The organism is Gracilibacillus marinus (assembly GCF_042651725.1).
Taxonomy (GTDB): Bacteria; Bacillota; Bacilli; order Bacillales; family Amphibacillaceae; genus Gracilibacillus; species Gracilibacillus marinus.
Window position 1 is genome coordinate 404,743 of the sequence record NZ_JBHSDV010000001.1, and the last position, 25,789, is coordinate 430,531.

Consider the following 25,789-nt stretch of genomic DNA (forward strand, 5'->3'; position numbering starts at 1 on the left):
TACTGTGAATTCTGCGTTATAAAATCACCCTATACGCTTCTAAACATTTACAAGTCTAATGTACAATTTAAATTAATTATTTACTGCTAATGTTATGTTTATACCATTATAAGGATTGAACAACAATTTTATTGGTTAAACCCTTCTAAATATGAAAAAACACACTTTATAGTATAACGACTACTAATAAGTGTGCTTTTTTTTCATATAAATCTATTATTGAACTTCAGTTGTATTTTCTAAATTATCTGATGTACCTTCAAGTTCTAAATGATTCTTAAGTATAGCTTTTGCATTAAGCAAATCTTCTTCATTAAGTTGTAAGTAATAACGGTTAGTCCATAAATCCGTACCTGATAAGTTGAGAGTCTCTATATCTAGTTCGCTAGATAATCCATATTTCACTAAGCTTTGCATTTCAGAAAATGTTAAATTAGTAGACATGTTCTTACCTACTGCTTCCATGCTCTCATCTAATTTTAATAATGAGTCTACACTAGCAACTTTTTTCGCGATTGCTTTCATAATCTCTTGTTGTCTTTTTCCACGTTCAATATCGTTGTCCAATTTTCTTGTTCTAGCTAATGCTAAAGCTTCTTCTCCATTTAATTCTTGAATCCCTGCTTCCAAATGAATTGCGTTCTTCGAATCATTAGAATCTTGCTCACTAAATTCATAAGGGACATCTACTGTAATTCCTCCTAATGAGTCAACAACATCAACAAATGCATTGAAATTTAGCCTCACATAATAATCAACAGGAACCTCTAGTAAATTCTCTACTGTTTCTATAGTTGCTTTTATACCTCTTCCATGTGCATGTGTAATTTTGTCGTATTCATCTGTATCAGGCATATACACATAAGAATCTCTTGGTATGCTCAACATTTTTACACTCTTATCATCAATATTTAATGTAGCTAGGATAAGAGCATCAGATAATGCATGAGTGCCATTGTTTCTCTTTTCGCTAGAGTCAATACCAACGAATAAAATAGACACATGATCTTTTGCTGGATCTACAATAGTGTCTCTGTAGTCTGATTTTTCTCTACCATCCGATTCATAGGATTCGTTTGCAACGTCTTCCGCTTTATTCCATAATGACACGACATATGCTGTAATTCCACCAATGACTAATAACAAAAATATTAGGATATATATAAATATTCTTTTCTTTTTACTTTTCTTTTTTTTCTTAACAATAATTCTTGATTTTGATTCCTTATTGATTTGATTCAATGTACCTTCCCCCATTATGATTACAAACTAATTTACATTTTACTACAATATATGACTAACGTAAATTAAATTTTAAATTTATAATTGTATTGTAATATAACTATAATAAGTGTGGAATATGTGTGGGATTATTTGTGTTCATTATTTGTACAAATATATGCTATACTAAAAAAGTATTGTTTGAAATCAAATATTCCATATAGAAAGAAAGGAAAGTAATATTTTATGAAAATCGCTGTTGCAGGTACAGGCTATGTTGGCTTGTCAAATGCTATCTTATTAGCTCAAAATAATGAAGTAATCGCACTAGATATAATGGAAGACAAAGTAAATATGATAAATGAAAGAAAATCACCAATTGTTGATAAAGAGATTGAACATTTTTTTGCTACAAAAGAGTTAAATCTACATGCTACAACAAACCCAGAAGTTGCTTATAAGGATGCAACATATGTGATTATATCAACACCAACCAATTATGATCCAGATAAGAATTACTTTGATACATCAAGTGTAGAAAATGTAGTAGATACAGTACTTTCTATTAATCCCAATGCGGTAATGGTAATTAAATCAACTATACCAGTAGGATATACATTGGAATTAAGAGAGAAATTCAATACAGAAAATATTATCTTCTCTCCTGAATTTTTACGTGAAGGTCAAGCATTGTACGATAATCTTTATCCATCACGTATTATTGTAGGTGAACAATCAGAACGTGCAAAAGTATTTGCAAACTTACTGGCAGAAGGTGCAATAAAAGAAGATATCGAAATTTTATTTACGAACTCCACAGAAGCAGAAGCAATTAAATTATTTGCGAATACCTACTTAGCAATGCGTGTAGCATTCTTCAATGAATTAGATACGTATGCTGAAGTGCGTGGATTAGATACAAAGCAAATTATTGAAGGAGTTAGTCTGGATCCACGAATTGGGAACCACTATAATAATCCTTCTTTTGGTTATGGTGGCTATTGCTTGCCGAAAGATACAAAACAATTATTGGCAAATTATAAAGATGTTCCAAATAATATAATGGGCGCAATTGTAGATGCTAATAGAACGAGAAAAGATCATATTGCGGATAGTATTTTATCTCGTCAACCATCGATTGTTGGAATTTACCGATTAACGATGAAAACTGATTCCGACAATTTCAGACAATCAGCTATCCAAGGTATCATGAAACGACTTAAAGCAAAAGGAACTGAAGTTGTTGTATATGAACCAGTTATGAAAGAAGATTCATTCTATAATTCACGAGTAATCAAAGACTTTGATGAATTCAAACAGATATCAGATGTGATTGTTGCTAATCGTTTAACAGATGAACTACGTGATGTACAAGAAAAAGTATATACACGTGATTTATTTACAAGAGATTAATTATTTTTATAACCTCCATAAATTACTCTGTGAGTAACGAATAATATGACGTAAAATTAAGAAACTAACCTAAGTAGGTGTCAATATGTACAGTATACTTGAGCTAGTACTCGCGTTTATTATAGCTGGAGTTGTGTCACTTGGAACAACTCCACTTTACCGAAGATTAGCTTTTAAAATTAATGCAATAGATCAACCAGATGAAAGAAAAAAACATGAAGGTACAAAAGCGTATTTAGGTGGATTAGCAATCATTACAGGTGTAATTGCAGGATTGCTCTATTTGCAACCAAGTCATCCACACATGACAGCAATTTTGATTGGTGGGGCAATCATCATTGTCACAGGCTTATTAGATGACCTCCTCACATTAAAGCCATATCAAAAACTAATTGGTCAAATTGCTTCTGCAGCTATAGTGATGTGGTCTGGATTGTTAATCAATGCGATTACAATTCCATTTGTCGGAACAGTTCAATTAGAGGGATTTGCGTATGTAATTACTTTCTTCTGGATTATAGGTGTTACAAACGCCATAAATCTTATTGATGGCCTAGATGGATTAGCGGCAGGTGTATCATCAATTGGATTAACAAGTATTTTAATTATGGCAGTAATGGATGCACAATGGGTAGTCGTGTATTTAGCTACAATTCTTGTGGCAAGTTGCTTAGGGTTTTTATACCATAACTTTTATCCGGCAAAAATCTTTATGGGAGATACGGGTGCGTTATTTTTAGGATATAGTATTGCTATTATTTCTATGTTAGGTTTATTTAAAAATGTTGCTTTATTTAGTTTTATTATCCCAATTATTGTGATTGCTGTACCTATATTAGATACTGTATTTGCAATTATAAGAAGGGTTATTAACAAACAAAGTATCGGTACGCCTGACAGAAAACACATCCATTATCAACTCATTGATTTAGGATTTAGCCATCGAAGTGCTGTATTAATTATTTACCTATTCAGTGCATTTTTCGGTATTATGGCAATTCTCTTCAGTAGTGCGACAATGCTAGCCTCATTAATCGTATTTGTAGCAGTTTTAATTGCAATCCAAATTATTGCAGAATTAACTGGTGTCGTCTTAAAAGGAAGAAGGCCACTTATTAATCGATTACAAAGGCTTATCGACAAAAAACAAAATTTATAAAGAAACAGGAATTAGTATATGCCAAATAGCAGGTATTATACGGGTTCCTGTTTTTTTATGCTTTTATCAAATTAAAACCCAACCTTTCACTCCTAACTTTGGATAATAGTAGTGAAAGGAGGTGATACACATGGCACAAGCATTACGAACTGATTCACGTATGCAGTTAGTGTTCGACAATGGTGTAGATCCAATCAGTGGAAAACAAGTCTTCAAGACAAAGTCATTCAACAATGTAAAAACAAATGCAACTCCTGATCAGATTCTATTGATCGCACAAGCGTTAGCACCACTTCAACAATTACCATTATTTGAAGTGAAACGTAACGACACGGAAGTAATTACAGCAGACTAATGATGCTGTAAAAATTCTAGCAGACAGGAGGTGAATTTCATGAAGGTACTTGAGCTTAAATTCGAAAATGAAGAAGGTAAAGTGGTAACAGTGTCCCTTGATAGCCCAGTGGAACCTGTTGATGTTGTAGCAATTAATGCTGCAATGGATACCATCATCGCGCAAAATGCGTTCTTCTCAAGCGGTGGGGATTTAGTTGCAATCAAGAGTGCACGTCTTGTAGAGCGTAATGTAGAGGATATCGAATTGTAAGAAAAAAAGGAAGGGAGTTGCTATCACAGCGACTCCCTTCCAAACTATACACTTTTAAATAGAGAGGAGCTAGCGTTATGGAACAAACTTGGATCGCACTCATCACGGATGTCGGGTTTCCTGTTGCTGTAACTTTTTATTTGTTACATCGTGTGGAGACAAAACTCGACACATTGATAGAGTCCATACTCGAGTTACCAGAGAAAATGCAAGCAAATTAGTAACGTTAGGGTTATCCTGTTTCGGAGGGATAACCCTAACTGTTTTTGGAAGAAGGTCAGAGCGATGGCGTCTGCATAGAGCACAATGAACCTATGCATGGATTAACACATAATAGGGAGAATTGGGTCACTTACCTTAAACATTCGCTTCAAATGTTTGACAGTCTGTTTCCTTTTCATTAGCAGCGCTTTTTCCAGTATGACTCACAACGTAAATAATATCTGCTTGACATCTGTTTCCAGACATCCAGTACTTACAGTTGTTTACTTCACACTTTACATCCTTTGCCATCATCTACACCTCCTACACAAATTAGTATAGCCACTATATCCGATAATATAATTAGAAATTTATTCCTTTTTAAAAATGAGTTCGACAATAAATCCAATAATCAATATTCCAACAACGACGAAGAATGTCTTCAACCCGACCATTGGAATCACAATTAACAAGATTGGAATAAATAGAAGAAAGCCAATTATAAAAATAAATACAAAGGAAAAAGTAGTGCGCAAAGTGACATTCCTCCTTTTTACATTCAATATATGACAATCGCCCAGTTTGGTGTATTTGAATAGATGTACATAATCTTCTATAATTAAAGAGATAATAAAAGGGAGGCACAATGATGAGCACAAGAAAAGCAGATTATCCAATTGACGAAATATTTCTAAATAGATGGTCACCACGAGCATTTAAAAAAGAAGTAGTCAAAGAAGAACTATTAATGAGTATATTAGAAGCAGCTCGTTGGGCACCATCTGGCAGCAACAAACAACCATGGCGCTTCATCCTAGCAACAACAGAAGAAGACAAAGCAACATTCGATCAATTCATCATGGATGGCAACCTCACGTGGTGTCGCAATGCACCAGTATATGCACTACTCATATCAGATACAGAAGCAAGTCCATCACATAAATTCGATGCAGGAGCAGCATGGGGTTACCTAGCACTTCAAGCGCACAAAAATGGTCTAGCAACACATGCAATGGGCGGTATCTATAAAGATAAAGCAAAAGAAATCCTACATATCCCAGACCAATATGAAGTTCAAATCTGTATTGCAATTGGTTATCAAGATGATAAAAATACATTAGATGAAACACTAAGAGAACGCGAAACACCATCTGGGCGTAATAGCTTGGATAGTATGGTGATGTATGGGAAGTTTGAGTGAGATTTTGGTGAGTTAGAGGTTTTTGGTGGGACGCAGGGAATCTTGGAGCGACGCAGGGATAAAGTGTGAGACGCCGGGAAACATGGAGCGACGCAGGGATAAAATGCGAGACGCAGGAATCCTGGAGCGACGCAGGAATAAAGTGCGAGACGCCGGGAAACTTGGAGCGACGCAGGAATAAAATGCGAGACACAGGAATTCCATGAGTGACGCACGAATCCTATGTGATCTACTATTGAATAAACCAACTCAACATTGAATAAGTTCCACCAACAAAAGAATATATTAAAAAAATGCTTGGTTTTCATTAAATTCCAAGCATTTTTTAATTTGAATTTTATTAAATTGATTTATTGTGTGTTGGCTGGATGTTGATTAATGTGCTGTGTTGGTGGAATTCCAGCGTGGCACAGAGAATCCCTGCGTCGCTCAAATTCCCACCCATCCAACCGTCCATTCATTTCTTCAACACATAATATCTTCCTTTTGATGTTCCTCTTGGTTCTAGAAAGGGTGCTTGTCTTAATAGGTTATACGCGGTGTGGGAACTGTCTAATCCTAAGAAATGTTTGCATTCTCTGTTTGTGATGCGATTGTGAACAAAGCAGAAATAATCGAGCAGGTCTTCAAGATGGGCATCGCGCGAGACGTGCTTACATCTGAGGCAACACCATGTATAGCGGGTGCGCTTCATGCCAAGTGTATAGCATTTTGGACAAAGAACACCTTGTGCATATGGGGTGAAAAAAGTATTAAATGTGTAATGTCTTTCTGTATGGTGGGTTAATAAGTACTTCTTTAATCTTAGTAGTTGATCGCGTTTTAGGATTTCTTGTTGGTGTTTATTAGCTAGATGGGGGATGGCGCTTTTCAGATGGCCGAAATGCATTACACGTTCGTGGATCCATTTGCTTGTTTGATCTGTAATAATTTTTGCGTGTGAATTGCTTAAACCAACAATTGTTTCAATAGGGTAGTCGGCTCTATTCAGCCATTGTTGGAGTTGGTCGCGTTGTTCTTCAGATTGGATGATGGGATCTAGCATGTCGAATTTATCATGGATAAAGTTCTTCCCGTATTCGGAATAATTGAATTGACCAGAGCTGCTTTTGGATTCAATGATTAATGCGAATGAAGTTGTGAGCAAAAGGGAGTCTATTTGGAAGTATGTGTTACCTATTTTTGTTGGTAGGCGGATACCGGGGATGTAGATGGCCTTTTTGGAATGTAGAAATCCCAATCGTTCCATATGAAAGTCTGAATCACATTCAGCTTCATGGCCTTTCCTTTCGCGTTGATACTGTCGTTCCAATTCATTGCGGATGGGTGACTCTGCATAACGGACGGAGCCACGCCGTAATCGAATCAGTGAATCTGATGGTTTACGTTTGTTCAAATTAGTAGCCTCCTTTCTATAAGTTAATATTCGACATAACTGGTCAAAATCCTTTTTTGAATATAAAAAAAGTGACTGTAACTAAAACAGTCAAATTATTTCCTTACCTGTTGGTCCTCCGAAGTTATACACTAAATGTGGGTTTGTTTTTCCTTTTGTTTGAGATAACAAAATTTCTAATGTTAGTTTCATTATCAAATTCCCTTCACATACTCGAAGTTCGACTTCAGATCCATGCACAATTCCTAGCTCTTTTGCAATGCATGTCGGTATTCGTAAAGCTAAACCATTTCCCACTTTTTGAACTTTTGTCAACAAACTTCACCCTTTGCAAACTAGTATTATCTACACTTCAATTAGTATATTAAAATCCCTTTAAAAAATATTTGAAATACTCAAAAAAATTGTATCTATTCTGTTACATAAGAACTATAATAAAGAGTGCAAAAAGTTACTTTAATCACAACTATCCAAGACTTTCGATACAAAATTCCCAGTAATATAACAAAAACTGAAAAGGAGGATAAAAATTATTCTATTTGTTACAACATTAAAAAAAGAGAGGTGAAACAAAATGAAAAAATTTTTTTCGTTATTATTAATTTTTATTTTATTGTCTGTCAATATTACTCCATTGCAAGGAATACCATTAATGGTGACTGATATAAATTTAGTACCATCAAATGCGAAATGGGCTGTTACTGTTTATGGAACTGAGTTTTTTTATGGCGTGGAAAATAATGAGGAGATTAAAAGTGTTCCTGATCCTTTGATGCTTCCTGCTAATGCTAATTGGGTTGTTTCTATTAATCAGAATAATAATCAATATTATTATTCTGATGGAATATCTATTTACAAAACTGAAGGAGCAGCTACAATACCCAATAATGCAGTCTGGGCTGTAGAGAACTTTCCAGATAATTATGGTCTACAGTTTTGTTATCCAGCATCTAATAGTACGAATTGTGTAAGTGATATATACAGTATCCCTGTTGGAGCGAGTTGGGTGACGGTTAATGATAGCAATAGTATTCTTGAATTCTTTCATGGGCAAATCAATACGCCTCCAAGCGCAAATTATGGAAATATAACTTTAGATGGCAATATGTATACTTTTTCTATATCAGACTTTCAATATTATGACGCAGATGGAGATAAATTGCATCATATTCGAATTAAAGGGCAGACAAATGGTGCATTAATTCATGATAAAAATAACAACAATTATATAGATCCAGGAGAGTATATCTCCACAGAAAGAAATATTTCTAGACAAAGTATCGAACAGGGTGAATTAAAATATCTAGAAAATACATCTCGATACGGATCTTTCCGTTTTGATGTCCATGATGGTACAAGTTATAGTAATGAAACATATACAATGCTAATTGATCATAAACCAACTGTAATATTCTATACTTATGAGATAAGCCCGACAAATACAAATCCTATACCAATAACCATTGTTTTTAGTGAAACTGTAACTGGCCTAGATGTAAATGATTTTACTGTATCAAATGGCGAAGTGACAAGTGTTTCTGGCTATTATGAAACCCACAATATTGAAATTACACCAAATAACGATGGAGAAGTTACATTAACACTTAATGAGAATGCGGTTATAGATAATATGGGTAATGGTAATAAGGCGAGTTATAATTTTACAGTAGTATATGACAGCACACCACCAGCCAATCCGACTATTCAAATTAATAATGGTGCTGCTGTAACAAACAGCACTAGTGTTGTACTTCATGTATCGCATGAAGAGGAAAACTCACAAAACGAGATGCAATTCTCAACAAATGGAGGAACATGGTCACAATGGTCACAATGGGAGCCCTTTTCATCTATAAAAAATTTCATACTTCAAGATGTGGACGGAGAACAGACCATATCTATGAGACTACGAGACAAAGCTGGGAATCAATCTGAAATTGCCTTTGATTCTATTCAATTAGATAGAATTGCCCCTGTAGTAGAAGGTGTAACAAATAATTCTATTTATTCAACAGAACGTACGGTTATTTTCACAGAAGGAGTAGCTACATTAAATGGTATAGAAATTCCGTCTAATACTGTTATTTCACAGGAAGGTTCGTATACATTAATTGTCAAAGATGATGCTGGGAATAGTACAACAGTTCGTTTTACAATTGATCGAACTGCACCTACTATTTCTTATACTAAAAATCCTTCCACATGGACAAACGGAAATGTGATAGTTAGTGTATATATGAATGAATATGGCGAACTCAAATGGGCAAAAGGAAGTCATGACGAATCCTATATGAATACTCATGGCGAGCAGATTACAAATGGAGCTTTTGTAGCAACGGAAAATGGCACATATACAATTCTAGCAAAAGATATTGCTGGTAATACAACAGTTACAGAAATAGAAGTTTCCAATATCGATAGAGATCAGCCTGTTATCACATTGAACGGTGATCAAACCATTCAGATTAAAAAGGGACAAGCATATACAGAATTAGGATATGCGGTTATAGATGAAACAGAAGGTGATCTTACTGATTCAGTTACTGTAAATGACAATGTGGATACATCTACCATTGGCACATATACAGTTACCTATTCTGTAAAGGATACGGCAGGGAATGATGCAGAAGTTAGTAGAAAAGTGGAAGTAATACCTACTAAAGTCACACTTACTGGCATATCTGCACAATTACCAAGTATAGATGTGAAGAATGCAGAACCGAACGCGACATTATACCTAATGAATGAAGCAAATGAACAAGTCGCAATAGGAACTGCAAATGAAAATGGGACATATACGTTTGATGCGATTGACTTTGAAACAAATTATTATGTGGTACAAGAGGTAAATCAACTTCAAAGCGTACCATCAAATGTGACAGTCATTCATGCTTCAAGTAATAATAGTCTAACGAACTTAGAATCTAGTGATGGGTCATTGTCACCGAATTTCGATAGTGATGTATTAGATTATGAATTAGTAGTAGATAACGCGATCACAACAATATCACTTGTCCCAACTACTGCAAATGAGCAAGCATCAGTAAAAATAAATGGTAAGACAGTTGCTTCTGGAGATACTTCGGAAAATATACCACTAAATGTTGGGGATAATGTTCTCACAATTGAAGTAACAGCAGGGGACCAATCAATAAAGACATACACTGTACATGTCAAACGATTAAGCAATAATGCAGATTTGTCGAATATCGAGCTTAGTGTTGGTGCACTTAATGAAACGTTCGCAAGTGATGCAACCAATTATACTGCGATACTAGCGGACGAAGCAAATCAAGTTACAATCACTGCAACAAAATCAGATGCATTAGCTGATGTAAAAATTCAATCAGAAAGCACCAATTCTACTACAATTGATTTAGTAGAAGGGGATAATTTAGTCGAGATTGAAGTGATGGCAGAAGATGGCACGACGAAAATGTATACAGTAAACATTCAATATGTGAAAAACATCTATTCAATTCATTTTGAAACAAATGGTGGCATTTCAATGAATGCAATGCCTGTAAAATTTGACGCGCCACTGAACCTATTGCCAATACCGATAAAAGTAGGATACACATTTGATGCGTGGTATACGGATGAAGCACTAACAGAACCACTTTCATTACAAAGTGCGACAATGCCAGCGGAAGATGTAACATTATATGCAAAATGGAAAATTAACGAATATAAAGTAATTTTCCAAGATGCACTCGGTATGGAGATGGATTCGCAGTTTGTGCAACATGGAGATGCAGCAATTGCTCCACAACCACCAATTCGAATTGGGTATACATTCACTGGATGGGACAGAGACTTCTCTAATGTAACAGGAGACTTAATCATTAGTCCAATTTACGAAATCAATCAATATACCGTCATTTTCCAAGACTATGATGGTACAGAATTGGCGAGGGAAGTCGTATATTTCGGCCATGAAGCATCAGAGCCAATCCACCCAACACGCATTGGATATACATTTATTGATTGGGATAAGACTTTCGAGTTTGTAGCGGAAAATTTACAAATTACAGCTCAGTATGCAATTAATCAATATGAGATTACATTTGATTCTGAAGGTGGAAGTAATGTCGAACCAATTGCAGCAGATTATAATGCACTATTAGAAGCACCAACACCACCAACTAAAGAAGGCTACACGTTCAAAGGTTGGTACACAGATGAAGCATTAATAGAGGCCTTCAACTGGGAAAATGCGACAATGTCAGCAGAAAACCTAACGTTGCATGCAAAATGGCAGATTAACGAATATGAAGTAACATTCTTAGACGGAGACGGACAAGTATGGCATACAACAAATGTGAAGCATGGAAGTAAAGCAACAGTACCAGCCAATCCAACAAAAGACGGTTATCTATTTACAGGTTGGGATGTTGATTTCACATCAATCATAAGTCCTTTAACTGTCACAGCACAATTTATAAAGAAAATCGATGCAATTAAACCATTAGTCCAAGTGAAAACTACAAGCAATGAAGCATTTCAAGGTGATGCATCTCCAATAGTATCTGTAGAAGCGACGATTGAGGATAGCGGCAAGTTAAGTTACGAGTGGTACAAGTCCACTTCATCAACTGAAGCAGGACAGAAGGTAGCAGGTGCTACTTCTAGTGAGTACGCAGTGCCAACAAATAATGTCGGAACTTTTTATTACTATGTGACTGTAACGAACACGAATGAACAGGCAACAGGTGAACAGAAAGCAGTGACTACTAGTGAGAGAATAAAGGTAGATATTAAGAAAAAGTCGAATAATGCGCTATTAAGTAATCTAACTATAGGTGAAAATCTTGAACTTTCACCTGTATTTGAGCAAAATCAGTATGAATACAAAATGTTCATCAGTCCATCTGTGACAACTATTCCATTTACACCAACGAAGATGAATAAGTATGCAAAAGTTGAAGTTAATGGTCAATTGGTTGAATCGGGTAAACAAACGAAAGTAGATGCAGAATCGATCATCATTACGGTAACAGCACAAGATTCTACTAAACAACAATACACAATCAATCTAGTTAATTTAGTAAAAGAAAAAGTTGCAGATGTCATCGTAAAGGATAAAAGTGTTGAGGTGAACACAGAGGATATTGAGGTATTAGATCAAAATGGTGTGCTTGTTACAAATTTGACGGACAAGAGTGAGAATGTATCGTTAAAAGAAGAACAATTAGAGCAACTGCGAAGAAAACATGCCATTATTCAAAGTAAAAAGAAGGATGCGGCACTATCTATTCCAGCGAGTAACTTCAAAGATGAAGGACCTCTTCATATTTTGATGACTCTTTTCGAAGACCCACAACAGCAACAAGTGGAAAAAGCAAAAGAACGAGCAGTTGGATCTATTTACAAATTTATGATTAAGCAAGGGGACAAAGTAATATCTACTTTTGAAGATCCAATCGAGATTACATTCCCAATTGATACAACTGTGGAAAATCCAGAAGAATTACCAGAAGAATTAAAAGTATATTATTTCAATGAAGAAACAAAGAAATGGGAATTAATTGGTGGAGAATTAATCGGTCGAAGCATTGTAGCAAGAACAAATCACTTCAGTGTATTTGGAGTCTTCCATCCAGATGATATTCTAGTATTAAATGGAGAACAACAGGTTGAAGAAGAACAACCAACAGAAGAAGTGAAAGACCCAGAAGAAGAACCGAAGCAACCAGTAGAAGAACCAATTAATGAACAACCAACTAAAGAACCAAATGAACAAGAAGAAACACCAGTTAAACAAGAAGAACCAACAAAACAACAAGAATTACCAAATACAGCAACAAACATGTACAACTGGATTCTAATAGGTATTCTCTTATTACTAGCAGGCATCACTATTAGAATAAGCAAACAACCAAATAATTAATAGAATGAAAAGAGGAAGGACGCACCTTCCTCTTTTTGCTATCTCCACGCAGGGAAAATTCGCACGACGCAGGGAATCCCCGATCCACGCAGGAATAATCCGAGCCAAGCAGGAATAAGAATAATCCAAGCGACGCAGGGAATTCCAAAGCCACGCAATGAAAATCCCATGACACAACGATTCCACCATCTACACAAACATCCTAGGAGCCACTCCCCACCCAAATAATCAAAAAAATAAATATATTGTAAAATCTAACAAATTAACAGTATAGAAAAAAATCTATTTATGTTATAATTTCTTTTATGGTATGATGGAGAAGTGTGTGTGTGCTATCATCCAAACTATCTTCACGGGGGTTAAAATAAGTCATGGAAGAAACAATATCATTGAAAGAAATATTCGCCGTACTGAAAAAACGTCTAGGATTAATCATCGCTATCACTGTGGTAGCAGCAGGTATCAGTGCAATTATTAGTTTTTTTGTTATTACACCAACGTATCAGTCTAATGCGCAATTTATTGTTAACCAAGATACAAATGCAGAATCAAGCACAGTAGACATTAATCAAATACGTTCCAATGTTGAAATTATTAATACGTATAATCAAATAATCGTAAGTAGAAGAATACTAGATCAAGTGGTAGAAGAATTAGATCTTCCATATTCATCTGGCACATTAGCAAGTCAAGTTGCTGTAAGTAGCCAACAGAATTCGCAAGTCGTGAATCTAACAGTGACAAATGAAGACCCGTATTTAGCAGCAGATATTGCAAATAAAACAATCGAAGTGTTCCAAGAAGAAGTACCAGTACTCTTAAATGTCAATAATGTCAGCGTATTAGCAGAAGCAGTAACAGGTGCGAATCCATCACCAGTAAATCCAAAGCCAATGCTGAATATTGCGATTGCTATTGTTGTAGGACTAATGGCAGGTGTAGGACTTGCATTCTTACTAGAGTACTTAGATAATACAATTAAGACAGAACAAGATATTGAAGATAAATTAGGTCTGCCTATTTTAGGTGTTGTGGCACATGTGACGGATGAGGAAATGTCACGTGCACACATATCTAGAGCGCAGGTGAGTAATGTAAAGCGGGAAAGGGGTAATATCAATGGTGCGAAGAAAAAAACAGTCTAACTTGAACTCGAACATGAGGCACTTAGTTACAAAAATTAACCCACGATCCCCTGTAACAGAACAATACAAGACGATTCGTACAAATATTCAATTTGCAACAGTAGACGGTGAAGTTCGCTCGATGCTTGTGACGTCATCAGGTCCGGCAGAAGGAAAGTCTACAGTAACAGCAAATTTAGCAGTAGTATTTGCCCAACAAGGGAAAAAGGTATTACTAATTGATGCTGATATGCGTAAACCAACATTACACTATACATTCCGTATTCCCAATCAACAAGGATTAAGTAGCGTACTTGTAGGTGGGGCGTCAGTTGAAGAAGCGGTTGTGGAAAGTGATGAAGCAAATTTGGACTTGATGCCATGTGGACCAATACCACCGAATCCTTCTGAACTATTAGGATCTCAATCTATGAAACGTCTACTAGAACACTTGAACGGTATCTATGATTTAGTGATTTTTGATACACCGCCAGTATTAGCGGTAACAGATGCGCAAATCTTAGGTAACATCTGTGATGGTGTTGTAATGGTTGTACGTAGTAAGAGAACAGAGTATGAAACGGCACAAAAAGCAAAAGAATTATTAGAAGTAGGACAAGCTAAGCTATTAGGTGTTGTTCTAAATGATAAAGTATTTAAAAAAGGTTCGAACTATTATTATTACTATGGTACAAATTAATCAGAAGCTATCATTCTATCGCTAGGGTGATAGCTTCTTTGTTTAGAAATATTCTGCTGCAGCTATAAATATAATTAGAATTACCCACAAAAAATAATTAATATTTACTAATATCCTATTTTCAAACTATTATGAATGTGTTATTCTTTATATAGAACGATATATTCTTTGTGAGGGGATGTTTGGGTTGGTATATTTCCATTTGGATTTATTAGAAAAAGTAGATAGTGACGTTCTTAATAAAGTTACAATTAACGATTTGTTAAATAATATAACGAACGAGAATCGGAAAGATGTATATGTTGTTCAAAGGCATATGCCATTAATGGATGAATGGAATAAAGAAAAAGTATTGCGAATCAATAATTTATTGACAGAGCGTCTATCTAATAAGTGGAATGTCGTTCCTGCGCATGTAGTGACTATCTATGATCATTTATTGGAACATATAATGGAAGAGAAGATACTGACATTCAGCGTGAATGACTATGTACTGATTGAATTACCAAAAGGGCACATACATGGTTATACTGCAAAAACAATATACGAACTTCAGATGAAAGGCTATCAACCCATATTAGTGTATCCGGAACAAAATAAGATTATCCAAAATGATTCAAGTATTATCTACCAGATGGTGAAAAAAGGTCTCGTTGTTCTTATTAACGGACAATCCATTCTTGGTAAAGGCGGAAAGAAAGCGCAACAACTTGCGAAACAAATGATTGAACATAATTTGGCGCACCTTGTTAACATAGACACTACCTTGATAATGGAAGAAGAGAAAGTGTGGAGTAAGATAAGAAAAGATTTTGGAGATGAAGTAGAACGTTTCTTCCTAGAGAATTCCTCCTGTATCGAAACAGGATATCCCATAATCATGAACGAACCATCACGTATTAAGAAAAAAAGTTTCTTTTCGTTTATGTGATAATAGCATTAAAATTATGAACTATCACTAATTTACTAGTGATAGTTTTGCTATTTTTCGCTAATTTTAATCATATCTAATTATTTTTTTACAAAAAACTGACAAGAATTTGCCATCACCTGTTTTCATTTGTTCTTAATACTGATATAATCATTTTGTGAATAATAGAAAGCTAGTAAAGGTGCTGAACATTTATGATAGATATTCATTGTCACATCTTACCAGGTGTGGATGATGGAGCAAAACATGTAGCCCAAAGTATTGAGATGGCACGAGATGCAGTATCTAAAGGGATTACTACAATTATTGCTACACCTCATCACAGAAATGGCAGTTACGATAATTACAAAATTGATATAATAGAAGCAGTGAAAGAATTAAATACTGTCATCCAAGAAGAAGATATTCCTCTCATCCTATTACCAGGACAAGAAACACGAATAAATGGAGATATAATCACAGACTTAGAGAATGGACACCTACTTCCACTTAATGAAACAAGTGGGTATTTATTCGTGGAACTACCTTCAAGTCATGTTCCGCGTTATACAAAACAAATTCTATTCGACTTACAAGTAAAAGGAATAACGCCAATTATCGTTCACCCTGAGCGAAACAAAGAGATTATGGAGAATCCTAATCTTCTTTATGAGTTCGTCTCTGATGGTGCACTCACCCAAGTGACAGCGGGAAGTGTTGCTGGTATGTTCGGAAAGAAGATCAAGAACTTAAGCCTACAACTAATTGAATCAGAATTAACACATTTTATTGCATCAGATGCACATAATATAACATCACGTGGTTTTGCAAATGTAGAAGCACATAGTGTCGTAAAAAAAGAATTCGGTTCACAACGCTTATACTGGTTCCTTGAAAATGCACAATTCCTTATAAATAATCAAATCGTCATAAGTAATCCACCAGAACAAATCAAAAGAAAGAAAATTTTGGGTATTTTTTAGCTGAATTTACCTAAAACAAGCGTATAATATAAGATGTATTTTTTTTTGCATCTTTAAAAGTAGCATAATCAACTATACAAATACTATACATGTCACATGACAGATATACTCGGAGGGTAATAAAATGAAACAAGTGAGAAAAGCAATTATTCCAGCGGCAGGGCTAGGTACGAGATTCCTACCAGCAACGAAAGCAATGCCGAAAGAAATGTTACCAATTGTAGATAAACCAACGATTCAATATATTATCGAGGAAGCAATTGCCTCAGGAATTGAAGATATTATCATCGTAACAGGGAAAGGCAAGCGTGCGATTGAAGATCACTTTGATAATAACTTCGAATTAGAAGATAATTTATTGAAGAAAGGTAAGTATGATTTATTAGAAAAAGCAAAACAACCTGCGCAAGTAGATATCCACTATATTCGTCAAAAAGAACCTCTAGGACTAGGACATGCAGTATGGTGTGCACGTAAGTTCATCGGTGACGAGCCATTCGCAGTATTGTTAGGTGATGACATTGTACAAGCAGAAACACCATGCTTAAAGCAATTAATTGACCAATACGAAGAAACAGGTGGTTCGATTATTGGTGTACAACAAGTACCTGAGAATGAGACACATCGCTACGGTATTGTAGATCCTAACGAACAAAATGGCCGAAACTACTCAGTAAATAAATTTGTAGAAAAACCTGAAAAAGGTACAGCACCATCTAATCTAGCAATTATGGGCCGTTATGTACTATCACCAAAAATATTCCAATTCTTAGAACGTAAAGAGTTAGGTGCAGGTGGCGAAATTCAATTAACAGATGCCATCCAACAATTGAATGAGACACAGAGCGTTTTTGCATATGATTTCGAAGGGAAACGTTACGATGTTGGGGAAAAATTAGGATTTGTAAGAACTACCATCGAGTTCGCGTTACAGAATGAAGAAATTGGTGATGAAGTTCGCAAAATGTTAGAAGAAATAGTCGAATCGACAATCAAAAATAAGTAAAAACAGAAGGCGGGGGCCCTTATGGGTTATAAATCACGAATATTATTATTAGTATTAATGGATTCCGTCATTGTAAGTACTGCGATATTTATTGCAACATGGATTGTCTACCAATCAAGCAATATTATAGTGGATAGCACACTTATTATTAGCTCCATCGCTTTACTTGTTTTTCATCACATCTTCGCATGGGTCTACAAGCTTTATCATAAAGTTTGGGCCTATGCGAGTGTAGGTGAATTAATGGCAATTGTCAAAGCAATCACATTCTCGATTATTGCTGCAGGAATTGTCCAATATGTTATCAATGACTACTCTATTTATCGGCGTGCATTACTTGTTACATGGCTGCTACATATTATCTTAATCGGTGGTTCACGCTTCGTCTGGCGTGTCTTGCGTGACAGATATATCAATGACACAAAAAATAAAAAGCGTACATTAATTGTCGGAGCTGGCGCTGCTGGTGCCATGATTGCTAGACAATTAAAAGTAGAACAACATCATAATGAACTATGCCCCATCGCATTTATCGATGATGATTTAACCAAACAGAAAATGCAACTCTATAACATTCCAGTTGCAGGTGGATCGAAAGATATCCCTGCTATTGTAAAAGAGTTAGAGATTGAACATATCATTATCGCCATTCCTTCCTTAACACAAGGTGCATTAACAGAAATTGTCGCACAATGTAATAGTACGAATGCCAAAGTACAAATGATTCCGAAAATAGAAGATATCGTATCAGGTAAAATATCTGTTAGTGCACTGAAGAATGTGGATGTAGAGGATGTACTAGGAAGAGCACCAGTAGAACTAGATATCAATGCGATTTCTGAATATGTCACAGACAATACTGTTATGGTGACAGGTGCTGGTGGATCGATAGGTTCAGAGATTTGTCGTCAATTAATGCGATTTACACCAAGTAGAATTTTACTTGTTGGTCATGGTGAATTTAGTATTTACTCCATCGATATGGAATTACGTCAAAAATACGGTCATACTGAAATTGAAATTATACCAATTATTGCTGATGTCCAAGACCGTGCGCGTATATTCGATATTGTGAATGAATACAAGCCAGAGATTATCTACCATGCAGCAGCACATAAGCATGTACCATTAATGGAGTACAATCCACATGAAGCTGTGAAGAACAATGTGATTGGAACGAAGAATGTAGCAGAGGCTGCAGATGCATTCGGTATTCATACATTTGTGTTAGTATCGACAGACAAAGCGGTGAATCCAACAAATGTAATGGGCGCAACAAAGCGTGTCGCAGAAATGGTGATTCAAGATTTGGCTTCACGTAGTCAGACGAAATTCGTTGCAGTGAGATTTGGAAATGTATTAGGAAGCCGTGGTAGTGTGATTCCACTCTTCAAAAAGCAAATTGAACAAGGTGGACCTGTTACAGTCACACATCCGGATATGACGAGATACTTCATGACAATACCAGAAGCATCGAGACTAGTAATTCAAGCAGGTACACTTGCAAGAGGTGGAGAGATATTCGTCCTTGATATGGGAGAACCAGTCAAGATTGTCGATTTAGCCAAAAATCTCATCAAATTATCAGGTTACAATGAATCAGATATTGAAATTAAATTCTCTGGTATTAGACCTGGTGAGAAAATGTATGAAGAATTACTCGGAGAAGATGAAGTACATCCTGAAGCAGTATATGAAAAGATATATGTTGGAAAGACAGTCGATGTGCATGGACATATATTACTTGATTTAATCGCTAGTTTCCAAGAGTTATCGAATGTAGAGTTAAAGGACAAGTTGATGGACATTGTCTATGGGCGTATTTTAGACGATGTAGATGCAGAATTTGCGAAATAAAGAAGAACATTGTTGATACCAATCGATTTCTAGATTGCTAGTTGTCGATTGGTATACACATGTGAGATGAATCAACAGAGTTATTGGGAGAAAAAGAAGGAATGAATCTATTATTTCTTTTTCTCGCAGTAATTCAGATGAACGTATAAGAATGGTGATGTCTCTTTACCAATATCAATAGAGGCACTCGGTCATGCTGTGGGTGTTAGGGGCACCTTAGACGCTAGTCGTCGGTAGTGGGATGTGAGGTGGGGTTGGATGCCCCTTTTGATATATTGGTATAGATCTTTCAATCTGTATTTTTTGGGTTGGGGGATTTATATCAATGATAGTTAATGTTTTTTTAGAAATTAGATTGTCATCATAGAGTTAACTATTATAGATAGGAGCTTATATATGATGAAAAACAGAATTGTTACTATTTTGTTTACAAATAGAAATGGCCGGCCTTACACTAGTTGAATTACTAGCGGTAATAGCGATATTAGGAATCATTTTAGCAATCGCTATTCCTAGCATTAGTAATATAGTAGAATCTTCTAGAAAAGATGTATGTGCTGAGAATCGATTAATGGTAAGTAAGAATTATCGTGATTATTTAGCTATAGAGGATAAAACAAGTAGTACTATTATTTTTAAAGAGTTTGTGCAATTGAGATATGATGAAGTGCGCTGTCCTAATGATGGAATTTATCAACTTGTTGGTGAGGAGATAGATTGTAGTAAGCATGGGAATCATGATGGTGGGAGTGGAGAAGTTCCTATTTTGTGATGAATATGTTGTGAGGATTGAAATGAATTGTTGTTTTGGAAAATAGTATCCCTTAATTAGAATAAACTCATAGGATTGGTACTAACTATTTTGTTAAGTTAGATTATATAGATATACGTGGGGGCAATATTTTGTTTAGTGAATTGTGTAAGTTTGGATTGAATGGTAATGTGGAACTGACTATCATGGTTAGATTGAGCGCTAGAAACCTTGCAGTATAAGGGTTTGAGACTGATTTAGTGAGAATTATAGATTGATTGAATGGTATATATAGCAGGAAGAAATTCGGTTTGAATTGATTATGGAGTGAATATCTATTTCGTATTTTTATGTTAGATTGAATAGATACTACGAGGTGGCTATGAAAAGTAGATAACAATTTTAGTGGTTTAGTAGTTGGTTAGAGCTAGATCTTCTAATTAAGTCCTAATCTACTAAAATATATTAACTTATCTTGGGAAGGAAGTCTAGATGATGGAGACAACAAAAGTGCAAGAAAGAATATTCCTCTCTTCACCACATATGAGTGATGAGGGTTTTGAAATGCAATATGTTAAAGAAGCTTTTGATACAAACTGGATTGCGCCCCTTGGTGAAAACGTAAATGGATTCGAAAGAGAGCTTGCTGAAAAAGTAGGATCTAAAGCTGCTGCAGCACTTTCCTCAGGGACTGCTGCTATTCATTTGGCTCTTAAAGCAGCAGGAGTTGGAGAAGGGGATATTGTATTCTGTCCAACACTTACGTTCTCAGCTACTGCAAATCCAATCATCTATCAAAATGCTATTCCTGTATTTATCGATAGTGATTATGAAACTTGGAATATGAGTCCTAAGGCATTAGAAGAGGCATTTAATAAGTATCCAGAAGTAAAGGCAGTACTTGTTGTGCATCTATATGGTTTGTCTGCAGATATGGACAAAATTATGGAGATCTGTAAGAAACATAATGTAGTAGTTATTGAAGATGCTGCAGAGTCTTTGGGTACTTACTATAAAGGTAAGCATACTGGGACTTTTGGTGATTATGGCATTTTCTCTTTTAATGGGAACAAGATTATCACTACTTCTGGTGGTGGAATGCTAGTTTCAAATAATGAAGAACGAATTGCGAAGGTAAGATTCTGGGCAACTCAATCTAGGGACCAAGCAAGGCACTATCAACATAGCGAATTAGGTTTTAATTATCGAATGAGCAATGTGGTTGCTGGGATTGGTAGAGGGCAGCTTAAAGTGTTAAATCAAAGAGTTGCCAAAAAGAACTACATTTTTGAGTTCTATAAAAGAGAGCTTGGTGGGCTTGAAGGCATTGAATTCATGCCTAGCAATGAATGGGATGAACCGAATTATTGGTTGAGCTCGATAGTATTGACTGGTAAAGTTAGACCTCTTGATATCTTTGATGCATTGGAAGCTGAGAATATTGAGTCAAGACCGGTTTGGAAACCAATGCATTTGCAGCCTTTCTTTGAGAAGTATGATTTTATTGGTGAAGGTGTATCGGTGAAATTGTTTGAGAATGGTGTATGTTTACCGTCTGATACGAAGATGACGGATGAGGACTTAGAAAGAATCGTCAAGACTATTAAAGGGTTGTGGTTAGAATAATGAAGAATTCCAAGGGCGGTATTTATAGAAGGTTTGTAAAAAGACCGATGGATTTTATACTTTCTTTAATCGCTATTATTGTTCTTAGTCCAGTATTACTAATAGTTGCTTTGCTTGTGAGAACGAAGTTAGGTAGCCCTGTACTATTTAAGCAAAAAAGACCAGGGCTAAATGAGAATGTCTTCATGATGTATAAATTTAGAACAATGACTGACGAAAGGGATAAAAATGGAGAACTGCTTCCTGACAGTATTAGATTGACGAAGTTTGGAAGATTCCTTCGCTCTACATCTCTTGATGAACTACCAGAACTTTTTAATATTCTTAAGGGAGATATGTCAATTATAGGTCCAAGGCCTTTATTAGTACAGTACCTCCCTCTTTATAACGAACACCAAAAGAGGCGTCATGAAGTAAGGCCAGGTCTTTCCGGTTTAGCTCAGGTAAGTGGTAGGAATGCTATTAGTTGGGAAGATAAATTTAATCTAGATGTGAATTATGTTGATAATGTTAGTTTTATGAATGATTGGAAGATTATTTTTTCTACTATTAAAAAGGTTTTTGTCAGGGAAGGAATTAACTCAGAGACTGCTGCTACCGTGGAGCCTTTTAAGGGGACAAAAAAAGAAAGAAGAATGGAACTATGAAAAGTAGACTTCTTATAATAGGTGCTAGTGGACATGGAAAAGTAGTTGCGGACATTGCGTTAAAAATGAATAAATGGCAGAGTGTTGCTTTTTTAGATGATAATCAAAGTATTAAATCATCAATGGGTTTGGAGGTGCTTGGCACCTCTGGCGATGTTTTTACAAATATAGATGAATATGAAATATTTGTTGGCATCGGAAACAATGCTACGAGACAAAAGGTTCATGAAATGCTCGAAACATTTGGAGCTAATATTCCCGTATTAGTTCATCCGAATGCAGTTATAGGGGCACAAGTAGATTTAGGAATTGGTACAGCTGTTATGGCGGGAGCAATTATTAACAGCTGTACCAAAATAGGTAAGGGTTGTATCGTTAATACAGGCTCTACAATTGACCATGATAATAATATAGAAGATTTTGTTCATATCTCACCGGGAGCCCATTTAGCTGGTACTGTCAGAGTTGGAAAAGGGTCTTGGTTAGGTATCGGCAGTGTAGTTAGCAATAATATAAACATCACTAACGGATGCAAAGTAGGTGCTGGTTCGGTTGTGATTAAGGACATAAATGAACCTGGAGTCTATGTTGGAACACCAGCAAAAAAGTTAGACTACTAAAAGTATAAGGGAGAAATCAAATGGAATTATTATATAAAATTTTATTTTATATAAGTGGATTTATTATAGTATGGGCAATGGTTGGTTATCCAATTTCGTTGAAGTTTATTGGGAAATTATTAAAGGATCGAAGGCTTAATAAGGATTATAATCATCAACCTACAGTAAGCGTAATGGTAGTTGCCCACAATGAAGAAAAAGTAATACTAGAAAAGTTAAATAACATTATAGAGTTAGACTATCCTCGAGATAAAATTGAATTCTTAATTGCCTCAGATAATAGTACTGACAAAACAAATATAATCGTAAAGCAATTCATAAAAGAACATCAAAACATGAATATACGACTTTATGAGGTTAAAGCACGAAAAGGAAAAACAAATGCTCAGAATGAAGCGCAAAAAACGGTAACAACTGAGTATTTAGTTATGACTGATGCTAATTCAATAATGGATAAAAACTCTGTTAAAGAACTTATGGCCTCTTTTACTTCAGATGATATTGCTTATGTGTCTGGAAGATTATCTATCGTAAATCATGCATCTAGTGATGTGAGTAATGCTGAAGCAAGTTATTGGGACAGTGATCTAGCTACCCGTGAGATTGAAGGTAGAATACAGTCAATAACTGCGGGTAATGGGGCTTTATATGCTTGTAGGACGAGGGATTACTATGACTTTGATCCAATTCAATGTCATGATAGTGCAATGCCACCGTTATATGCACTCCAAGGTAAAAGGGCAATTGCAAATCATGATGCTATCGCTTATGAGAAAGCTGGAGAAGTTATAGAGGATGAATTCGGGCGTAAAGTAAGGATGAACCGTATTATTCTTAAACATATATTACCTGATTTGAGAATACTAAACATATTTAAGTATAAATGGTTTTCATATTTTTATTTTGGGCACAGAACATGTAGATATTTATTATGGATTTCTCATTTATTAGTATTTATAACTAATGCTTTACTAATACAAGCGTCCTTGCTTTATATTATAACTTTTGCAGGTCAGGTGCTGTTTTATCTTTTGGCACTAGTAAGAGTAATTACAAAATCGAATAATAAGTATTTGACTTTAGTTTATTACTACTGTGTAACCATACTTGCGCAATGGGTAGGAGTCTATAATATATTGACTGGAAAGGCAAAGCCGTTTTGGGAGAAGGCAGAATCTACAAGATAAGGAGTAAAAGATGAGCAGTACACTTGGAATTTTACAGCTGGTTTTAATCATATTAATCATATTATATGAATACAAGATGAAATCAATTTTGATTTTCTTATGGGGGGCACTTCTTATTTTATTCGGAGTACCTCATTTTCTTGAAGTTTTATTTCGTTCAAGTGGTTATACTATTCAAACACTAAATACTGCTTCCTTATTCGTTATACTCTTCAATTTTTTATATATAATAACCAGGTCAATCTTATCAAAAAACCAGAATATTGAATTAGTAGAAGATGAGTACAAAAATAAGGGTGGAAATAGAAAACTAGTTCAACTTCTATTCGGTACATTTATTGTTAGTGTATTAATCTTATATATATCAAACTATATATTTTTCGGCAAGGTTTTTGGTGTTTCCTGGGGAGAATACATCAATGTAAATAGAGAATTAGGATTATTAAATCCTTTTAAAATCTCCTTATATTTGTTTTTTGCAACTGCAGGTGTTGGCTTGATTTTTTATGAAAATTCTAAAAAGATGTATCTTTTAGTTTTAGGAATTATCCTAACATACTCCTTAACTACTGGTAATAGAATAACTATCTTACCCTTACTAATATCTAGCATATATCCCTTCTTATATAACAAGAAAGTGAAATTAACTTCTGTTTTTTATTTAGCGATATTTGGGATGTTAACGGTGTATATAGTATATTTCTTAAGACTTATTAGAATATATGGTGGTTTTGGGGATATGTTAGAAATGAGGTCGTTGGGTGAGTTGAATTCAGAAGTAATGTCTATGCTTTTATCGGGTGATGGGGAACTGTCTTTGAAAAATGCATTCTATTTTTTCATAGAGCATAATAATAACTTTCCAAATTTCCTAGAAGGTCATACTTATTTAAGAATTCTATTAATGCCTTTTCCTACTAGTTATACTTTTGGACTAAAACCTCCAGATTTTACAATAAGTATGGGTAGTGCGTATATATCTAATTTTAATAACAATTCTTATTCAATGCACCCAACCCTCTATGGAGATTTATTCGGAAACTTTGGAATGGTAGGTTTAACTACCTCTATTATCTTAGTAATAATACTGACCTTTTTTAACAAATGGCTCACTAAAATCAAATCTAGTAACAGTACATTTTATTTTCCTGTATTTGTATTGGCGGGTACTATGCTAGTGATTATAGGAAGAGGTTCAGTATACAATGGTGTTTTTTACTTCGCTATTGGATATATAATCATAAAAATATTAAGTATCATTACAAAATTTAAGTTGAAAAGGTATTAAAT

At 35.2% G+C, this 25,789-nt stretch carries 24 protein-coding genes; 19 read left to right on the forward strand and 5 right to left on the reverse strand.

The genetic code is table 11. From position 1 onward, the window contains the following. Window positions 1-216: 216 nt before the first annotated feature. Complete coding sequence (locus ACFOZ1_RS01905; RefSeq protein WP_390195255.1) at window positions 217-1,242, reverse strand: LCP family protein; 1,026 nt, start codon at window positions 1,240-1,242, stop codon at window positions 217-219. A 225-nt stretch (window positions 1,243-1,467) separates the two neighbouring features. Between ACFOZ1_RS01905 and ACFOZ1_RS01910 the strand changes: the two genes are divergently transcribed. The 5 genes from ACFOZ1_RS01910 to ACFOZ1_RS01930 all read left to right on the forward strand — a co-directional run bounded on the left by ACFOZ1_RS01910 (window position 1,468) and on the right by ACFOZ1_RS01930 (window position 4,621). Further along, entirely contained in the window at window positions 1,468-2,634 is a 1,167-nt protein-coding gene (locus ACFOZ1_RS01910) for a nucleotide sugar dehydrogenase (protein ID WP_390195257.1), read from the forward strand. A gap of 85 nt (window positions 2,635-2,719) precedes the next feature. Further along, window positions 2,720-3,793 (forward strand): glycosyltransferase family 4 protein, encoded by a 1,074-nt coding sequence (locus ACFOZ1_RS01915; protein WP_390195258.1) that lies wholly within the window; start codon window positions 2,720-2,722, stop codon window positions 3,791-3,793. Window positions 3,794-3,923: 130 nt separating this feature from the next. Next, window positions 3,924-4,148, forward strand: coding sequence for a DUF1659 domain-containing protein (locus ACFOZ1_RS01920; RefSeq protein WP_390195260.1), 225 nt, complete (start codon window positions 3,924-3,926; stop codon window positions 4,146-4,148). A gap of 39 nt (window positions 4,149-4,187) precedes the next feature. Then, entirely contained in the window at window positions 4,188-4,400 is a 213-nt protein-coding gene (locus tag ACFOZ1_RS01925; protein WP_390195261.1) for a DUF2922 domain-containing protein, read from the forward strand. 77 nt (window positions 4,401-4,477) lie between these two features. Next, window positions 4,478-4,621 (forward strand): YvrJ family protein, encoded by a 144-nt coding sequence (locus ACFOZ1_RS01930; protein WP_390195263.1) that lies wholly within the window; start codon window positions 4,478-4,480, stop codon window positions 4,619-4,621. 136 nt (window positions 4,622-4,757) lie between these two features. Here ACFOZ1_RS01930 and ACFOZ1_RS01935 read toward each other — a convergent pair whose 3' ends face one another. Together ACFOZ1_RS01935 and ACFOZ1_RS01940 are read right to left on the reverse strand one after the other, a co-directional pair. After that, window positions 4,758-4,913 carry a DUF1540 domain-containing protein gene (locus ACFOZ1_RS01935; protein WP_390195264.1) on the reverse strand — a complete coding sequence of 52 codons (156 nt, stop codon included), beginning with the start codon at window positions 4,911-4,913 and terminating at the stop codon, window positions 4,758-4,760. Window positions 4,914-4,972: 59 nt separating this feature from the next. Beyond that, window positions 4,973-5,137 (reverse strand): hypothetical protein, encoded by a 165-nt coding sequence (locus ACFOZ1_RS01940; protein WP_390195266.1) that lies wholly within the window; start codon window positions 5,135-5,137, stop codon window positions 4,973-4,975. A gap of 113 nt (window positions 5,138-5,250) precedes the next feature. Here ACFOZ1_RS01940 and ACFOZ1_RS01945 point away from each other — a divergent pair, with 113 nt between their 5' ends. Then, a complete protein-coding gene (locus ACFOZ1_RS01945; protein ID WP_390195268.1) occupies window positions 5,251-5,802 on the forward strand; it encodes a nitroreductase family protein in 552 nt (183 codons plus the stop codon). Window positions 5,803-6,259: 457 nt separating this feature from the next. On the opposite strand, the gene ACFOZ1_RS01950 is transcribed toward ACFOZ1_RS01945, so the two are convergent. Both ACFOZ1_RS01950 and ACFOZ1_RS01955 read right to left on the reverse strand, forming a co-directional pair. Further along, window positions 6,260-7,198 (reverse strand): nuclease-related domain-containing protein, encoded by a 939-nt coding sequence (locus tag ACFOZ1_RS01950; RefSeq protein WP_390195270.1) that lies wholly within the window; start codon window positions 7,196-7,198, stop codon window positions 6,260-6,262. 90 nt (window positions 7,199-7,288) lie between these two features. Then, window positions 7,289-7,513: an AbrB/MazE/SpoVT family DNA-binding domain-containing protein gene (locus tag ACFOZ1_RS01955; RefSeq protein ID WP_390195272.1), complete on the reverse strand. Its 225-nt coding sequence runs from the start codon at window positions 7,511-7,513 to the stop codon at window positions 7,289-7,291. 259 nt (window positions 7,514-7,772) lie between these two features. Between ACFOZ1_RS01955 and ACFOZ1_RS01960 the strand changes: the two genes are divergently transcribed. The 13 genes from ACFOZ1_RS01960 to ACFOZ1_RS02020 all read left to right on the forward strand — a co-directional run bounded on the left by ACFOZ1_RS01960 (window position 7,773) and on the right by ACFOZ1_RS02020 (window position 25,787). Continuing rightward, window positions 7,773-13,088: an InlB B-repeat-containing protein gene (locus ACFOZ1_RS01960; RefSeq protein ID WP_390195273.1), complete on the forward strand. Its 5,316-nt coding sequence runs from the start codon at window positions 7,773-7,775 to the stop codon at window positions 13,086-13,088. Between the two features lie 371 nt (window positions 13,089-13,459). Then, the gene (locus ACFOZ1_RS01965; RefSeq protein ID WP_390195275.1) at window positions 13,460-14,233 is read left to right on the forward strand and encodes a YveK family protein; all 774 of its coding nucleotides are present in this window, start codon (window positions 13,460-13,462) and stop codon (window positions 14,231-14,233) included. Continuing rightward, window positions 14,208-14,912, forward strand: coding sequence for a CpsD/CapB family tyrosine-protein kinase (locus ACFOZ1_RS01970; protein ID WP_390195277.1), 705 nt, complete (start codon window positions 14,208-14,210; stop codon window positions 14,910-14,912). Before ACFOZ1_RS01965 ends, ACFOZ1_RS01970 begins: the two co-directional genes overlap by 26 nt. Before the next feature lie 187 nt (window positions 14,913-15,099). Continuing rightward, entirely contained in the window at window positions 15,100-15,843 is a 744-nt protein-coding gene (locus ACFOZ1_RS01975; RefSeq protein WP_390195279.1) for a CpsB/CapC family capsule biosynthesis tyrosine phosphatase, read from the forward strand. Window positions 15,844-16,037: 194 nt separating this feature from the next. Next, window positions 16,038-16,805 carry a tyrosine-protein phosphatase gene (locus ACFOZ1_RS01980; RefSeq protein ID WP_390195281.1) on the forward strand — a complete coding sequence of 256 codons (768 nt, stop codon included), beginning with the start codon at window positions 16,038-16,040 and terminating at the stop codon, window positions 16,803-16,805. Window positions 16,806-16,929: 124 nt separating this feature from the next. Continuing rightward, window positions 16,930-17,811: a UTP--glucose-1-phosphate uridylyltransferase GalU gene (gene galU, locus ACFOZ1_RS01985; RefSeq protein WP_390195283.1), complete on the forward strand. Its 882-nt coding sequence runs from the start codon at window positions 16,930-16,932 to the stop codon at window positions 17,809-17,811. Window positions 17,812-17,832: 21 nt separating this feature from the next. Continuing rightward, window positions 17,833-19,668: a polysaccharide biosynthesis protein gene (locus ACFOZ1_RS01990; RefSeq protein ID WP_390195284.1), complete on the forward strand. Its 1,836-nt coding sequence runs from the start codon at window positions 17,833-17,835 to the stop codon at window positions 19,666-19,668. Window positions 19,669-20,080: 412 nt separating this feature from the next. Then, window positions 20,081-20,440 carry a prepilin-type N-terminal cleavage/methylation domain-containing protein gene (locus tag ACFOZ1_RS01995; protein ID WP_390195286.1) on the forward strand — a complete coding sequence of 120 codons (360 nt, stop codon included), beginning with the start codon at window positions 20,081-20,083 and terminating at the stop codon, window positions 20,438-20,440. 489 nt (window positions 20,441-20,929) lie between these two features. Continuing rightward, a complete protein-coding gene (locus ACFOZ1_RS02000; protein WP_390198013.1) occupies window positions 20,930-22,045 on the forward strand; it encodes a DegT/DnrJ/EryC1/StrS family aminotransferase in 1,116 nt (371 codons plus the stop codon). Next, entirely contained in the window at window positions 22,045-22,692 is a 648-nt protein-coding gene (locus ACFOZ1_RS02005) for a sugar transferase (RefSeq protein ID WP_390195288.1), read from the forward strand. Before ACFOZ1_RS02000 ends, ACFOZ1_RS02005 begins: the two co-directional genes overlap by 1 nt. Further along, the gene (locus tag ACFOZ1_RS02010; protein ID WP_390195290.1) at window positions 22,689-23,312 is read left to right on the forward strand and encodes an acetyltransferase; all 624 of its coding nucleotides are present in this window, start codon (window positions 22,689-22,691) and stop codon (window positions 23,310-23,312) included. The genes ACFOZ1_RS02005 and ACFOZ1_RS02010 overlap by 4 nt, the downstream gene beginning before the upstream one ends. Window positions 23,313-23,332: 20 nt before the next feature. Then, complete coding sequence (locus tag ACFOZ1_RS02015; protein ID WP_390195292.1) at window positions 23,333-24,499, forward strand: glycosyltransferase family 2 protein; 1,167 nt, start codon at window positions 23,333-23,335, stop codon at window positions 24,497-24,499. A 10-nt stretch (window positions 24,500-24,509) separates the two neighbouring features. Continuing rightward, complete coding sequence (locus tag ACFOZ1_RS02020) at window positions 24,510-25,787, forward strand: O-antigen polymerase (RefSeq protein ID WP_390195293.1); 1,278 nt, start codon at window positions 24,510-24,512, stop codon at window positions 25,785-25,787. The last annotated feature ends 2 nt before the right edge of the window (window positions 25,788-25,789 follow it).